Source organism: Paraburkholderia phymatum, assembly GCF_038900715.1.
Taxonomy (GTDB): Bacteria; Pseudomonadota; Gammaproteobacteria; order Burkholderiales; family Burkholderiaceae; genus Paraburkholderia; species Paraburkholderia phymatum_A.
The window spans coordinates 67,904-82,520 of sequence record NZ_JAYMRZ010000025.1 but is presented as its reverse complement, the minus strand read 5'-3'; the positions used below and the strand labels follow the sequence as shown (position 1 = coordinate 82,520).

At 58.4% G+C, this 14,617-nt stretch carries 9 protein-coding genes; 7 read left to right on the top strand and 2 right to left on the bottom strand.

Annotated features, from left to right (window positions below; all coding sequences use genetic code 11):
- Positions 1–549 precede the first annotated feature (549 nt).
- Positions 550–1,572 carry a hypothetical protein gene (locus VSR68_RS34000; RefSeq protein ID WP_342943962.1) on the top strand — a complete coding sequence of 341 codons (1,023 nt, stop codon included), beginning with the start codon at positions 550–552 and terminating at the stop codon, positions 1,570–1,572.
- An 893-nt stretch (positions 1,573–2,465) separates the two neighbouring features.
- The gene (locus tag VSR68_RS33995; RefSeq protein WP_342943961.1) at positions 2,466–4,028 is read left to right on the top strand and encodes a hypothetical protein; all 1,563 of its coding nucleotides are present in this window, start codon (positions 2,466–2,468) and stop codon (positions 4,026–4,028) included.
- Between the two features lie 68 nt (positions 4,029–4,096).
- Here the strand turns inward: VSR68_RS33995 and VSR68_RS33990 are convergent, their stop codons facing one another.
- Positions 4,097–5,062, bottom strand: a complete 966-nt coding sequence (locus tag VSR68_RS33990) for an ATP-grasp fold amidoligase family protein (protein ID WP_342943960.1) — start codon at positions 5,060–5,062, stop codon at positions 4,097–4,099.
- A 25-nt stretch (positions 5,063–5,087) separates the two neighbouring features.
- Entirely contained in the window at positions 5,088–6,020 is a 933-nt protein-coding gene (locus tag VSR68_RS33985) for a GlxA family transcriptional regulator (RefSeq protein ID WP_428983655.1), read from the bottom strand.
- Positions 6,021–7,105: 1,085 nt separating this feature from the next.
- Between VSR68_RS33985 and VSR68_RS33980 the strand changes: the two genes are divergently transcribed.
- From VSR68_RS33980 to VSR68_RS33960, 5 genes are all read left to right on the top strand, one after another.
- Positions 7,106–9,448 (top strand): polysaccharide biosynthesis tyrosine autokinase, encoded by a 2,343-nt coding sequence (locus VSR68_RS33980; RefSeq protein WP_342943958.1) that lies wholly within the window; start codon positions 7,106–7,108, stop codon positions 9,446–9,448.
- A 66-nt stretch (positions 9,449–9,514) separates the two neighbouring features.
- Entirely contained in the window at positions 9,515–10,630 is a 1,116-nt protein-coding gene (locus VSR68_RS33975) for a glycosyltransferase family 1 protein (RefSeq protein WP_342943957.1), read from the top strand.
- A 26-nt stretch (positions 10,631–10,656) separates the two neighbouring features.
- Complete coding sequence (locus VSR68_RS33970) at positions 10,657–12,099, top strand: hypothetical protein (protein WP_342943956.1); 1,443 nt, start codon at positions 10,657–10,659, stop codon at positions 12,097–12,099.
- A 93-nt stretch (positions 12,100–12,192) separates the two neighbouring features.
- Positions 12,193–13,209: a glycosyltransferase family A protein gene (locus tag VSR68_RS33965; protein WP_342943955.1), complete on the top strand. Its 1,017-nt coding sequence runs from the start codon at positions 12,193–12,195 to the stop codon at positions 13,207–13,209.
- A 40-nt stretch (positions 13,210–13,249) separates the two neighbouring features.
- Positions 13,250–14,566: a lipopolysaccharide biosynthesis protein gene (locus VSR68_RS33960; protein WP_342943954.1), complete on the top strand. Its 1,317-nt coding sequence runs from the start codon at positions 13,250–13,252 to the stop codon at positions 14,564–14,566.
- The last annotated feature ends 51 nt before the right edge of the window (positions 14,567–14,617 follow it).

Genomic DNA, 14,617 nt, shown 5'->3' with positions numbered 1-14,617 from the left:
CAATGACTGATTCAAGCCGCGACGGCTGATCCGCGTGCGGATGGCACGGATACTGCATCCCGTCGCTTCGTGCATTGCCTGCCCATCGGCGCACATGACACGAACTGCAATCGGGAGGTCGCGGTGTCCGTTATCAATGTCAGCCGGAGGCAACGATGCATGTCGGCACTCTTGCGCCGTGACGTCGACGAACCATCTTGCAGGCAGACCTTCCCTCCTTCTGGCTCGACGCGCAAGCGCGTCGGGGTTGTCCCGTGCGCGCTCGTATTCATCGAAACGGACAGCACGGGAAGCCCTAATTGCACGCGCACCGATCCCTTTTGCTACCTCGAACAGGCCATTACGCTCAACCGTAGCCTGATGGCGGTCGGGCTGCCGAGATTGACGGTCGCGACAAACGTCGCCGAGCAGATCGAGCAGTACCTGACGAAGGTCGATCCCGATTCGCGTCCCCGTGTGCTGCAGTTGAGGCCGTCGCGTTTGACGTTGCCGAAAATGACGCGGTTCTATAGCGCGCACTTCAAGCTGGACATGATGGAGCAAGTCGCCGTGACGCTGCACGAAGGCGAACTGCTGATGCTGCTCGACACCGACATGCTCGCGCTTCGCGCGCTGGACGAAGAACTTCTGCGGCGTTGTCAAATAATAGGCGTCGGCGCGTTCGACATCTCCGATCAGGAGTTTTCGGCCTACGGTGACGCGCGCGTCATTGGAGATCTCGAGACCGTGGCGGGAAAGTCGCTTAGAAACCCGCGATGGTTTGGAGGGGAAGTACTGCTCGCGTCGGCGAAATTCATCAACGAACTCGTGCCTTTTGCTCACGCGTGCTTCGAGCGTTACAGACTTGCCATAGATGAGTTGAACCATAACGGAGATGAGGCATTTATTTCCGCAGCGCTCAATCTGTTGGCAGACGAGGGCCATCAGATTATCGATCTCGGCGCACACCGGCTCGTTGGACGTCACTGGTCCGGCAATACGCACCGGGATCTTCGCTGGTTCAAAGGGTGTTCGCTGCTCCATCTGCCCGGGTGCAAGCGGATGCTCGAGCGCGAGGCGCACCGGGACATCTTCAGTGCGGAGCGGGTATGGCGAAATCTGGTGCTGCGGCACGAGCTCAATCGCACCGTCTGGCCGCTCAGGCGGTGGGTCCGCGCGCGTGCACGATCACGTCACGACCGACGCGCGCAGCGCGATGCAATCAGATCGACTGCAACAGTCGATGTTCTCGTTTTCGATCCGGATGCGGGGCGACTGTCGGGGCTCGTATCGAGACTAACGTCGCAAGGCATGCAGGTCATGCCGGCCATCACGACTGAGGAAGCGCGAATTGAGGCTCATCGGCTCAATCCGCGCGTCATCGTCGCTTCGAGTCCAATAGGTTCCGCCAACGCCGATGCGTTGCTTGGAGATCTATCGCGAGTGCCGGACCATTCGCATCGTCCCGTCATGATCGCCTTCTCGATCGATGACGCACGCCTCGACTGGGCGGAATGGGATCGTTGGTTCCCGCGATCGGCAGATCCCGCGGAGGTTGTGCGAGCGGTAAGAGATGCGCTTGCGCGGCAGTAGACAGTACTATTGCCCGCTATGTCGACAGATGACGTTATTTGAGCAGTACTTTTTTACTCGTCTCCGAAAGTATCGAATCACTGTGCTATCGCAGTAGCGCACCACTAATCCGGTAAAAAAGAAATATATAATGACCGCACATGGTAGAGATTGCCGGTGCCCATCGAATAGCTTCCAGGGTCGATACCGAAAAAATATTCTCAACGCGGTGAAAATTGCATCACGGTTTAGCGTTGTCGAGTAAGTTCTCCTGCTCTTCATCAAGCAAAGAAACACGCGCGCATCGGCCTGCGCCGTGCCAAGACAAGCCAGTCGCCCTATTGCGCCGGACAAGTCGAATACATCCGACGATCAATTCATCCTTACATAGGTGCAGGACTATCTCGCGTGTGAGCAAAAAAGGCGGAATTCCTTTTCGACCGCAAACAATCAGAAGAATCGTGCTATTTGCCCACTCATTTCCGATTCGTATGTAAATATCATTCGTATCCGGGTATTATTTGCACCGATTCAAAAAGAAGGTGCGCACAAATTGCCGGGCGATTTTTCCGTATTTGCGCGGCAAACGTTTGCACGTTGCACGAAGATAGGCGGCAGTCAGTGGCAACGCATTGGGAATCGTCGTAGCTCGCTAGTCAAAGTCTTCCACGGCTGGGTGCATCTGCCGGCAGTCGTGGATTTCGGGTTCTAGCGTCACCGCTCGAGAAGTATTCGGAGCGGGCAGTTCAATCATTTCTTATGTCACTCACCGAAAGCGCGGGTAGTTGTTCTTGTACATAAGGATTACTGATTAATTCGCGCTTCGCCGTCGCCGGACATTGCATTCGAAGTTCGAGCATTCACCCACTTGGGACTTTTATTCGAGAAATTTCTCGACAGGGGAAGTATTTGTCATGAATAAACGACGTCAATTTCTTGGTCAGCTGACGGCTCTCGGTGGCAGCTATCTTCTCGCCGCTTGCGGCGGTGGTTCAGGCGATGGAGCAGGCAGTGCTTCCGGCGCAGCTGTCGCTAACGTTGCGGCTCGCGCAAGCACGGCATCAGCAAACGGCACGACTATTCCATCGGCAAGCTCGATTACGGACACGTCCGGTGCCGTGTGGACGTTGTCGCAAGGATCCGTCTACCGGAACGGCGCAAAAGCCGGTAACACGTATAACGTGACGCTGCTGATGATCTATGGCGCCGTGATTTATCACCAGGGCACAGGCGGGCAGTTCTATGCGTGGAACGGGACCACGTGGACCGCGTGTAACGATCCGCGCCTCGGCGGAACGTCGCCTGACGGCACGACTATCCCATCCGCTTCGTACATCATCGACAAGGCGGGCGCGATGTGGACCGTCGTCAACGGTGTCATCTATCGGAATGGCGGGACCGTCGGCAACACGTATAACGTGTCGCTGCTGCTGTGGTACGGCGGGAAGATCTGGCACATCGGTACGGGCGGACAGTTCTATGTTCTCACCGACCTCGATCGCTGGCTGCCATGTAACGACCCTCGCAACGACGCAGCAGTCGCGGCCGCGGCGGGCATGTTCTACGGTGTCAACGGGCACTTTGACTATACGTACACGCCGTCTCAGCTCGTATCGATCCTGCGCAACATGGGCTGCACGAGCTACCGTGTGGGATGTACCGACGATCCGAATCAGCTGAATGCTGTCAGCAAACTGGCTGCGGCCTTCCAGGCGGCCGGACTTCAACTGCTCGTCCTGATCAATCAAGGCGTCTATGATTCCAATGGCAATGTGTTCAGCAGCGAGTCGGCCGCATATTCGCGTGGCCAACAGGTTGCAATGGCTGTCGCCAATGCACTCAAGCAGTATGGCGTGACGATCTACGAATGCGGTAACGAGTTGACGCGCCAGAACGCGACGATCCTTGACTTCACCAACGCTGGTACGAAAGCGGTCGATTTCAACAACGGAAACTGGCCGGCCATGCGTGGTGTGATGCGCGGGATGATCGACGGTGTGAAGTCGGTTCAATCCAATGCAAAATGCGGCATCAACTTCTGCGTCGCGGACATTGGTGCAGCCGACGCCTTGTGGGACGGCATGCAGCCGGATGGCACGGGCGGCTACCCGAAGGTGCGCTGGGACATCACGACGTGGCACAACTACGAGGTGTACGGCGACATCTTCAACATCGGCATCGACGGCTCGGGTCCCGGCTTCGACCTGCCGACGTACTGCAAGGCCCGATACGGCGTGCCGTTCATCATCACGGAATGGAACACCGGTCCTGAGAAGGCGCAGGATTACCGAGCCAGTTACATTACGAACACGTTGAGCAAGTACTATCAGGCACGGAAGTCTCACAACATTCAGGCCGTGATGTATTACGTGCTCGATAGTGGAAACAACACCTACGGCGTTATGACCAACGGCACGACGCTCAATCCGCCGTACAGCGCGCTAACCAGCTTTATGACAAGCAACCCTGCCGGCTGATCCCGCGCGGGCCGCTTATTGTCTGTCGCCCCTTCTTCGCTCGGATCTTGAACGGGGGAGGGGCGATTTCACACGCCGCTGGTCAAGAGCTTTCCCCACTCATAGTCGATGTGGTCGGGCGTAAAAGGCAATACACCTGCGCCGGGCGTGAAGGTCAATTCGCCGAAATAAACTTCGTCGTCCGGTGCATAGAGATCAACACGAACATAGTCGAAGTCTTCGCACAGTCGCGTCGCCGCTTGCAATACCGCGTCCAGGTTCTTCGGCCGCGGAGGAGGCACGGGGCTGCGCGTGTACGGCCCGATCATCACATCCATGACGTTCCAGTTTTCGTCGAACACGTCGCCATGCGTGTTGTTGCCGAAGCGGTCCGAAATCAGCAAGGTGTACATGATCGGATGGCCCGTTCGTCCACCGAAGCAATGCAGCTTGAAATCGGCTGGAATCTGCCCCCGCTTGTCGAGCAGCAGCTTTTCAAAAAAGATACGCGGCTCGATGCTCAGATAGTGTCGCTCGCGGGCAACGCGATAGAACGAAGTCGACAACCAGCGATCGGCCAATTCTTTTAGCTTCTCGAAAGATGTCGCCGATTTGTCTCTGACTATTTCAACAAAGGTACTGCCGTGATTCGCTTTCATCACGAAAGAAGACGGCAGTCTGTCGAATACTTCACGCGTGAATATCTCGGGTGCCGCAATCAGAGGGACAAGATGTTCCCGTCCGAGCTTCTTCTCGACATACTCGCGAACCGCAATCTTGTCGGTCAGAGGCACATAGCGCGGATCTGGCCGAAGGTTGCGTTGCAGGATCTGCTCATTGAACGTGGTGGGGTGAATGAGCTTCGGATACCGGCCAATACATTTCTTGTGTAGCAGACTCAGGAAGAGCGCGTCAGGCAATACCTGTTTGGCGGCTTCTTTCACTCTCCTGAACGTGGACGGAAGCTCATTCGGTTCACCGTGAGCCCCGTCCTGCTTCGTGCCTTGCGACACACTCACTGTGTCGCTCGACCGCATACCCTCGATTGTTGGCATTTTTTTTCGCTCCCCGTGCATCAGGTCAGTAGATCAGCTTTGCCGACGGTGCAACTGCTGCGGCATGCACGACCACGCCGGCCGTTGATGTTGCTGCTGGCGGCTGCGCACGCTCCTCGGCGGGAAGATGGCGCAGTGCCCTGAAATGAGTGGGCGATACACCGTACCGCAGCTTGAATATTCTTCCCAGCCGATTGCCGTCGCCCATTCCACAACGCCGCGCAATCTTGTCGATAGGAAGGTCAGTTTCGATTAACATCGAACAAACGACTTCAAAGCGCGTGCGCAACAGATACTCGAGCGGAGTCATTCCGAACTCGCTCTTGAACCGGCGCTGATAGTTCCGCTTGCTCATCGCAGCCGACTCGGCCGCAAGGCCCACGGAAATAGGCTTGCTGTAGTTCTCGCGAATCCAGCGTGCCGACTCCCGGATCTTTTCCGTTGTCGTCGCAATGTTCAAGTCTTCGGCGTCGGGCCGTACTCGCTCAGGAATGTTCGTCTGCAACGCGCGAGCGACTTTGCGCGCGATCTCCGCATTCAGGTCGCGTTCGATCTGCAAGAGCGCCATCTCCGACGGGGTCGGACCAGCGGGACGGGTTTCGGACATCCCATCGTCCAGCACGAATACGGGTACCGACGACTGGGCCGGGGGCGTAAACGCTTCGAGCTTCGGCTGCATGCCCGTCGGCACATTCGAGCCTTGGCGCGACAGCCAGGAAACGAGTGTCTCGTTGTTTTGTGCCGCGACATCCGAACCGCGAGCGACAAAGAGTGCGTGAAAGTCGGCAAGCCGGTATTGATCGAGCTTCTGCGTCCAGATCGAGAAGCAGGATCCGCCCGTAACAAAGCCGCCGGATTCCGACAACACGGTGAAGCGATAAGAAGGATGTTCGCCGTTACCGTGGTCGAATTCATTGGCGAGGCGAAATGCGTCTCCAATGGCGCCTACGGCTGCCATTGAGCAGTGGTGCGAGATGAGCACGCCAATGTGCCTCTCAAGCCTTGAATCAACCTGTCGTTCGTCAGTGTGCCACGGATGCAATCGAGCAAACCCATTCACGTTTAGCTCTCCAAATTAATGCGAAATACTTCGATGCGGCCCAGAATACCGTAGTGAATGGATCGATTGAATAGCTGTCGGATTTGTGCGAACGATGTGGCGAAATTGTTCGAAAATGGCAATTATTACCAATAATTGCCTTTATATTTGCCGCCGATTTTTCCGGAGGAGGAAATTATTTCGCGTAAAAATTATCTGACAATTGTGAAAGAAAAGCGGGTTCAATCCCCTCTGAGCCTTGCCGGGCAAGCGTCAGAAAGGCATAACTGGCTTCATTCCCCAAATTTCGGATTTCGGTACTGTCACTAAAGTTCTGTTACGTGATTTCCGTCTGATCGTATCAATCTGTTACACCAATTTCAGATCGGCACAACTCTTTCTTTCCCTGGTAAACCCCGTTACACGCTCCACGTTATCGGCCATTTGTACCCGAATTTGAGCCGAGGTCGTTCAAATCCTAATTCTGCCCGTCTATGCTTCGCTGCAACAGCCTGGAGAGGCCATCGCCAATTCCGTGATTCATTGGAATGTTGTTTGCAGGTCTTCACCAGGAAATCGCTTACGCCGAAAGCGCGCAAATGCAGTGACCTCGCGTGCTGATGTTTCCTTCGGTCGTGGGATAAAAGTACGCAATCACCGTATTGGACAGTACATCTCTATTGGCTCACTGAAGCCATAGAGATGCGTCTAGATATTTGGCAACCGCTTTGCTCCAGAGGAGGAAACGCATGAATGGAATGCGCACGCATGTTGATCTTCTCGTCCGGAGATTCCGGCACGGCACTAGCTAGTCAAAGAGTCTGAGTGCCGACGCCGAAATGGCGTTCGCATGTCCTGCCGGCTCCGGCCAGGCTGAGTGACATTCCGACGCGCCGAATCCGCGTCAACTTTAGCGGCAACAGCAGCTTCAGTTCGCGATCCGGTGCTGCACTTCTGCGTATTGCAGGGTGCTCCAGGGAAACGTACATGAAAGGATGAATCAGGTGGATTACTACCCCTACAACTCGCTTCCTGCTCCTCCCGCTCCCGTCAATAACGAGCGCACGCAGCTCAGTGGACGCGAGATGCTCAACCTCATGCGCGATCATATCTGGGAGATTCTGGCAACCACGGCGGCCGTGTTCCTGCTCGCGCTCACCTATCAACTGGTCGCAAGTCCTGTCTATTCGGCGGACGTGCTCGTGCGTGTCGATCCACCTGAGCCAAACGCGCTCGGTATCGCGCTGCAGAATCAGGATTCGATGCTTCCGCCGCCCGCACCGTCGCCCAGCACCGAAATGGGTGTGATGCATAGCCGCTCGGTGCTCGACCCTGTGATCGAGAAATACCGCTTCGATGTGACGGTCACGCCGCGCACGATCCCGGTTCTCGGCGACATCGCCGATAAGTTCGCGACACCTGGCGAGCCTAACAGTGCATGGCTCGGCTTGAAGTCGTTTGCGTGGGGCGGCGAGGTCGTGAAGGTCGGCTATCTGAACGTTCCGCAGAACCTCGAAGAAGAGAAGCTCAGGCTCGTTGCGCTCGATGGCGGTACTTATGAACTGCTGGGTCCGTCGGGCGAGTTTCTGTTGAAAGGCGAAGTGGGCAAGCCCGTTACGGCCAACGGCGTCTCGATGCTGATCAATCAGATGGCCGCGCGGCCCGGAACGCATTTCGAAGTGGTCCGGTGGAATGGCGTCGATGCCGTCAAGCGCTTCATGGACGTCGTGAAGATCAGCGACAAGGTGAAGGACTCCGGCCTCATCCAGATCGAGTATGCAAACAAGAGCGCGTCGATGGCTGCCGAGGTCGCCAATGCGCTTGGCCAGCAGTATCTGACTACGGCTGCTGCGAGCCGTCAGTTGAACGACACGCAGACGCTCAACTTCATCAAGGGCGAGCTGCCGCGTCTGCTTACGGATTTGCGCAAGACGGAGCAGGCACTCAAGGACTTCCGCGCGAAATCCAATTCGATGCAGCCGACGACCGAATCGCAGACTTACTTGCAGGGCGGCCTGGACCTGGATCGTCAGATCGCGAGCCTGCAATTGCAGCGTACCCAGTTGCTGGATAAGTACGCGCCGGGAAGCCGCTGGATTCAGAGCATCGACTCGCAGCTCGCGCAGTTGAACAAGGCGAAGTCCGAGTTCGACAACCGCTTCCAGGGCATGCCCGCGTCCGAGCGTGAGAGCGTCGATCTGATTCGCGCGCAGAAGGTTGCCGAGACGATTTACATGGGCATGGTGCAGAAAGCAGAGCAATTGACGGTTCGTCGCGCAAGCACGACGGGCGGCGCGCACATCGTCGATTCGGCTATCCGGCCGCATCGTCCTGTGAAGCCGAATCCGCTGATCGTGCTGCCTGGCGGCGTCGTGCTTGGCCTCGTTTCGGGCATCTTCCTCGTGTTCATGCGTCGTCATGTGCTCGTAGGCGTGACGGATCCGCGATATGTCGAGCGTCGCCTGAGCGTGCCTGTTGTCGGCGAAGTGCTGTTCAGTCATCAGCAAACGATGCTCGATCGCAGTCTGCCCGCCGCTGCACGAAAACCGCTGCCTGGCGTGAGCGGGAAGAATGGACCGCCGCAACGCAATGGCGGCGAGTCGGGGGCGGGCGCGAACGAGAAGATCGATCCCTCGTTTAGCGATTCGGGCACCAAGGTACTCGCGGCGCGTTTCCCGCATGACCCGTCCGTCGAGGCGCTGCGCGCGGTTCGAACGACGATGTCCCGCGATCTCGCGAACGCCCGTAACAACATCGTGATGGTGACGGGGCCGACGACGTCGGCGGGCAAGAGCTTCGTGGCCGCAAACCTCGCGACGCTGCACGCCGAAGCCGGCTCGCGCGTGGTGCTGATCGACGGCGACATGCGCCGCGGCCACCTCGCCGCGTTCTTTAGCCAGAGCAATCGCGGCGGCCTGTCGGAAGTGCTGTCCGACCGCATTCCGCTGCGCGATGCGCTGCGCGAAGTCGGCATCGACGGCGTCACGTTCATGTCGTGCGGCGCGCGTCCGGAGAATCCGGCTGCACTGCTGACGCGCCCGCGTTTCAGGCAGTTGCTCGAACGGCTCGGCAATCACTTCGACCTGGTGATCATTGATACGCCGCCGTTCCTCGCCGTTACCGACGCATCGATCATCGCGAACGAAGCGGGTGGCTCGTTGCTCGTGCTGCGCTCGGAAATGCAGTCGGAGGAAGAGATCGCCGATACGGTCAAGAAGATCGAGCGCGCAGGCGGCCGTATCGCCGGGTGCGTCTTCAACGGCATACCCGTGCGCCGCAGCACGCGCAGCTACGGCTACGCGACGAATTACGCGAGCGACGTCGGGGATGTCGAGACGGCCAGTTGATGTCGGGCTATCCCACGCTTACGCGACAACAGGAAACGGTACAACTTCGTGAGGCGGAGAAACCCTATGGCATTCGCGATCAACGGAAAATTCACCTCGCAACCCATTACGGGCGTGCAAAGGGTCGCTTATGAGCTCACCAGGGCGATGCAGATGCGCGAAAACCCGGGTAGTGAACTCGAGGTCTTCGTGCCGCAAAACGCGATGGAGCCGGGTGCGTCCCTTAAGCGGCAGCGCCGGTTTCCGTGGTTGCGGGGCACGCTGTGGGAACAGATCACGTTGCCGATTGCCGCGCGTCGCATGACGCTCGTCAATCTGTGCAACACCAATCCGATTCTCAAGCGCCGTCAGGTGGTGATGGTTCACGATATGGCCGTCTATGACGTGCCGGACGGCTTTTCGAAGAAGTTCCGGCTTTGGTATCGGCTGTGCTTTTCGATGCTGCCGAAGCTGGACCCGTTCGTGCTGACGGTGTCGTCTTTTTCGAAGCGCCGGATCAGCCACCATCTGAATATCGACGAATCACGCATTGCCGTGATTCCGCCTGGCGCAGACCACCTCGATCGCGTCGTGTCGGAGCCGGGCATCATCGGCCGTCTGCAACTCCAGAGGGACGCGTATTGCGTGATCGTCGGCAGTCTCGATCCGCGCAAGAACCTTCAACGCGTTCTCGATGCCATTGCGAAACTGGAGCACTTGCGTGACGTGAAATTCGTCATCGTCGGAGGCAGGAATCAACGGGTATTCAGCGGCGAAGGCGTGAGCGACAGGCCAGAGTCGAAGCAGGTGATCTGGGCCGGCTTCGTGACGGACGGCGAACTCAAGGCGCTTTACGAGCACGCGGGCTGCCTCGTGTTTCCGTCGCTATATGAGGGATTCGGACTGCCGCCTCTCGAAGCAATGTACTGCGGCTGTCCGGTGATCGCTTCGTCGCGCACGTCGATACCCGAAGCATGTGGCGACGCCGCCATGTATTGCGACGCGATGTCCGCGGATGACATCGCCGAAAAGATCTCGCTGATGATGAGTCACGGCGAGTTGCGCCAACGCTATCGGAGCAAAGGCATGGCGCATGCACACGAGTACCGTTGGGACCGGTCGGCGAAGAGGCTGCTGGATCTTTTGTATGGGAAAGAAAGCGAGCCTATGCCGGAGCTGTTTCCGCGGGCGACGGTCGGTTAATCAGCGGTACTCGCCGGGACGGACCAATGTATCGGAAGAGAAGCCGACAGGATAGACGACGCGCGCTCAAGACGCTTGCCGCACTTGCGTGCGCGGGCTTGCCGGGCATGCGCACGACGCCGGTTGCATTTGCGGCGGACGCAGCGGGCAAGCAACGTGAGGCGCGCAGGATGACCGACATGATCGGAACCAACGGTTGGCCGGGATCGGACGCCGACATCAGCATGTGGCGCGCGATGGGCATCAGCTGGGGCCGCGGTTCCGTGGGCCCCGGGCAGCCCGATTCCGCGAAGCAGGCGATGCGGGTCAACGGCACGGGCAACGCGTACGACGGCGATCTGCCGTCGGCCATCTTGCGCAACAACGCGAATGGAATCAGGTCGCTGCTGTTTCTCGGCTATACGCCAAAGTGGAATGCAAGCGTACCTGGCGATTCGAAGTCGGCGCCCGTCGATGTCGACGCCTGGCAACGGTATGTGGAAGCCGCCGTCAGCAAGTACTCGAAGCCGCCTTATAACGTGCGCCATTTCCAGATATGGAACGAGGCGGCCGGTCGCCTGTCGGGCGGGCTGCCGCAGGCCACGTTCTGGCATGGACCCAAATTCGATCGCGATGAAAAGCGCTCGGGGCCATACGAGCGAGCAATGCAGGACTACGTCGACAAGATTCACTTGCCGGCGGCCCGCATTGTCCGCAAGTACGGTGCGTACATCGTGTACGGCGGATGGCCCGATCAGGGCGGACTGGACACGTACGTCAAATGGCTCGAATACAAGAGCCCGCGCTTGAATGAACGGATGATCGATTGGGTCGACTACCTCGACACTCATTATTTGTCCGTCGGCGATCTCGACGGTCTGTATCAGCGATATGTGAAGCAGGGTCCCGCTCGCGGGCTGTGGCAAACCGAAATCGGCGACAGGTACATGGAAGATCCGCACTACCTGCCGCGCTATTTCTTCGAGTTTGCAGTGTGGGCGCTGGATCGCAACTGGGACGACCCTGACAAGTACGTGACGATGATTTACCACTGGGACGGTTACGAGCCGTATCGGCTGACGCATCGCGGGCCGCCCCGCACGTACAACCCTTCAGGGCGCAGCCTGGTCGTTCTGAACAAGACGGTTCCCGGCTTGCTTGCGCCGTTTTCGAAGTCGCTTCGTTTCGGGCCGGAAGTCAAAGGTTCTGCACTGCTTTCGGACAGCGACATCGTCATGCAGGTAAGCGCCGCACCGGGCTGGCGCACGGTCGAGGCGGCAGGCGTCGAGCCGTCGTCAGTCGATGGCGCCGAAGTGCTTTTCATCGACGCCGTGACGGGCGCCGTTGCGCCTCGTGAAGACGCCACGCTGACATCGAATAGCGGGACGCTGAGCATCCGTTTTCGCGTGCCCGCCGCAGTCAATGGTGCCGATAAGAAGTCGCCTGCGCATCTCGCCTATCTCGTCGTCCGACGACAGAAGACGACGTAAGACACGCAGCTTCATATCGGCGAGGCAGTAGTGCCGATTACCGAGAGAGAAGATTTGAGCATCGACGGATTCAACCTATCGCCGCGAGATCCCATGAAACAGATGGCCATCGTTATTTGCAACTATAACTACGAGCGCTTTATTGCCGAGGCGATTGACTCGTCGTTGAACCAGGACTATCCGGACACGCGAGTGATCGTGATCGACGATGGCTCGACGGATGGTTCGCGCGCGATCATCGAGAGTTACGGCTCGCGCATATCCGCTGTCTTCAAGGAGAACGGCGGCCAGGTGTCCGCGTATAACCTGGGACTCGAACTCGCCGACACGGAATATGTACTCTTCCTCGATTCGGACGATGTGCTTTATCCGGGTGCCGTGTCGGAAGTGATGCGCATGTTCGAGCGCAGCGACGTCGCGAAGGTGCAATTTCGCCTCGACGTCATCGACGTGGAGGGCAAGCAGACAGGCGCCCATGTTCCGCACTCCGTGCCGCCAGCCGATTGCGGCACCTTGCTGATGGGCGGCTGGCTGTATCCGTCGCCGCCTGCATCGGGCAATGCCTATTGCGTGCGCGCGCTGAAAAAGCTGTTCCCGGTTCCTGAAACGGCGATCAACCGCTACGGCGCGGACTTCTACGCGATCTATGGCGTCGCCCTGGTCGGGCCGGTTGCAATGGTGCCCCGTTCGCTCGGCGCGTATCGCGTTCATCAACGTGCCAATGAATCGAGTGTGTCGTTCGCGAACTCCGAGCAATTGACGAAGGCGCCTAAGGCATTCAAGGCGCGGTGGGCGACATTGCGTGAGCTTGCCCGTGCGCGACTCGATCGCGAATTGCCGACGTCATTTCACGATTTCGCGCATGAGAAGGCCTATTTCTGCTCGAACCTCTATGAGGCGCCATTGGCTACGCGCTGGCGCTGGGCGATCAACGATTCCTACGACTATCGCTACTCGATTGTCGCCAATCCTTTCTGGAGCCTGAAAAAGAAGGCGGGAACGCTTTTTCTGTCGAGCCTCTGCCTGTTGCCGTATTCACCGCTCTCCGACTTCGTGGTCCGGTACATCACCAATCCGCTCGCGCGTCGTAGCGCCGCGGTCGAGCGTTAGGAGACCGCCATGCGGCATCGACGATATCAAAGAGGTCGGTATGGACGGTAAGAAGAGCGCTAACGTCATAGCCTTTGTTTACGGCGGATATTTGATGAGATACGTGTATCTCATCATCGTCGTGCCGTTCTACGGGCGCGTGCTGGGCGTCGCCGAATATGGCCGCGTGCTCGCTGCCATGTCGCTGATGAACGTGATCTGGATGCTCGTCAGCTACGGATTCACGTTCGTCGGCATGCGCGAAGTTTCCAAGGCGCAAGACACGAACGAATGCAACGCCATCTATTCGCTGCATACCAGTGCGCGCCTTGTGTTGGCTGTGTTGGGCGGCGCTGTGGGACTCATCGCGACGATGTGCTCGCCGGCATTGTCGGAGCGGCCTTTGATCGGCGTTCTGGCGACGCTGCTCGGCATCGTGTCCGCGTTGAATCTCGGCTGGCTCTACCAGGGCCGTCAGCACTTCAGAACGCCAATCATGATCGAGGTGTTCGGCTTCGCGCTCAGTCTCGCGCTCGTGCTGAGCCTGGTCAAAGGGCCGGCGGACTCGATATGGGTTGTCGCGAGCCTGTTCGTGGCGGGCATCGCGTCGGCCGCGATCTCCTATGGCCTGGCGACGTTTCAGCTGGGCCGGCCGCATCTGTCGCTGTCGGGCATCGTTCCGCTGATAAAGAACTCGACGATGCTCTTCTGCTATTCGTCGGGTTCCGTCGTGCTGACGGCATCATCGACTTATCTGCTGACGCTGTTGTCGACGCCCGCGCAGGTCGGCTATTTCGGCGCCGCCGAACGTTTCGCGACGATCGCACTGGCGCTGATGGGGCCAGCGGGACAGGTGTTCATCCCCACGATCTCCCGCCAGCTCGCGCAGGGCGACAAGGCGGGTGCGCACGCCACCACGCGACGCGGCGCAATGTTGCTGCTCGGCTATGGACTGCTGGTTTTTTGCGGCGCACTGGCGTTGTCGCCGTTCGTGCTGCCGCTGATCCTCGGTCAGGCATTCACGCCTAGCGCGCGGGTGTTGCAGTGCTTTGCATGGATGTTCCCGTTTGCGGCATTCAACGAATTCGCGGCGTTCTATGTATTCGTTCCGCGAAGGAAGGATCGTGTGCTCGCAATTGCGGGCGCGGCGGCGGGCATTGCAAATCTTGGGACGGCGCTGTGGCTTGCGCCGCGATTCGGGGCAGAAGGCATGGCGTTTGCCCGTGTAATTGGTGAACTATCGCTTTCGGTGATGCTGCTGACGATCATGGTGCGCATGCAACTCATCACGCTGCTGCCGGGAGCGGGGCGCGCGATGGAAATCATGGCGCGAATGGCGTGGGCCAAGCCGCATGCCGGAACGGGTAAAGACGAATGATATTGACGCGTCAGATGTTTTGCTGCGTCGGGGGGTGAATTATCAATGGTG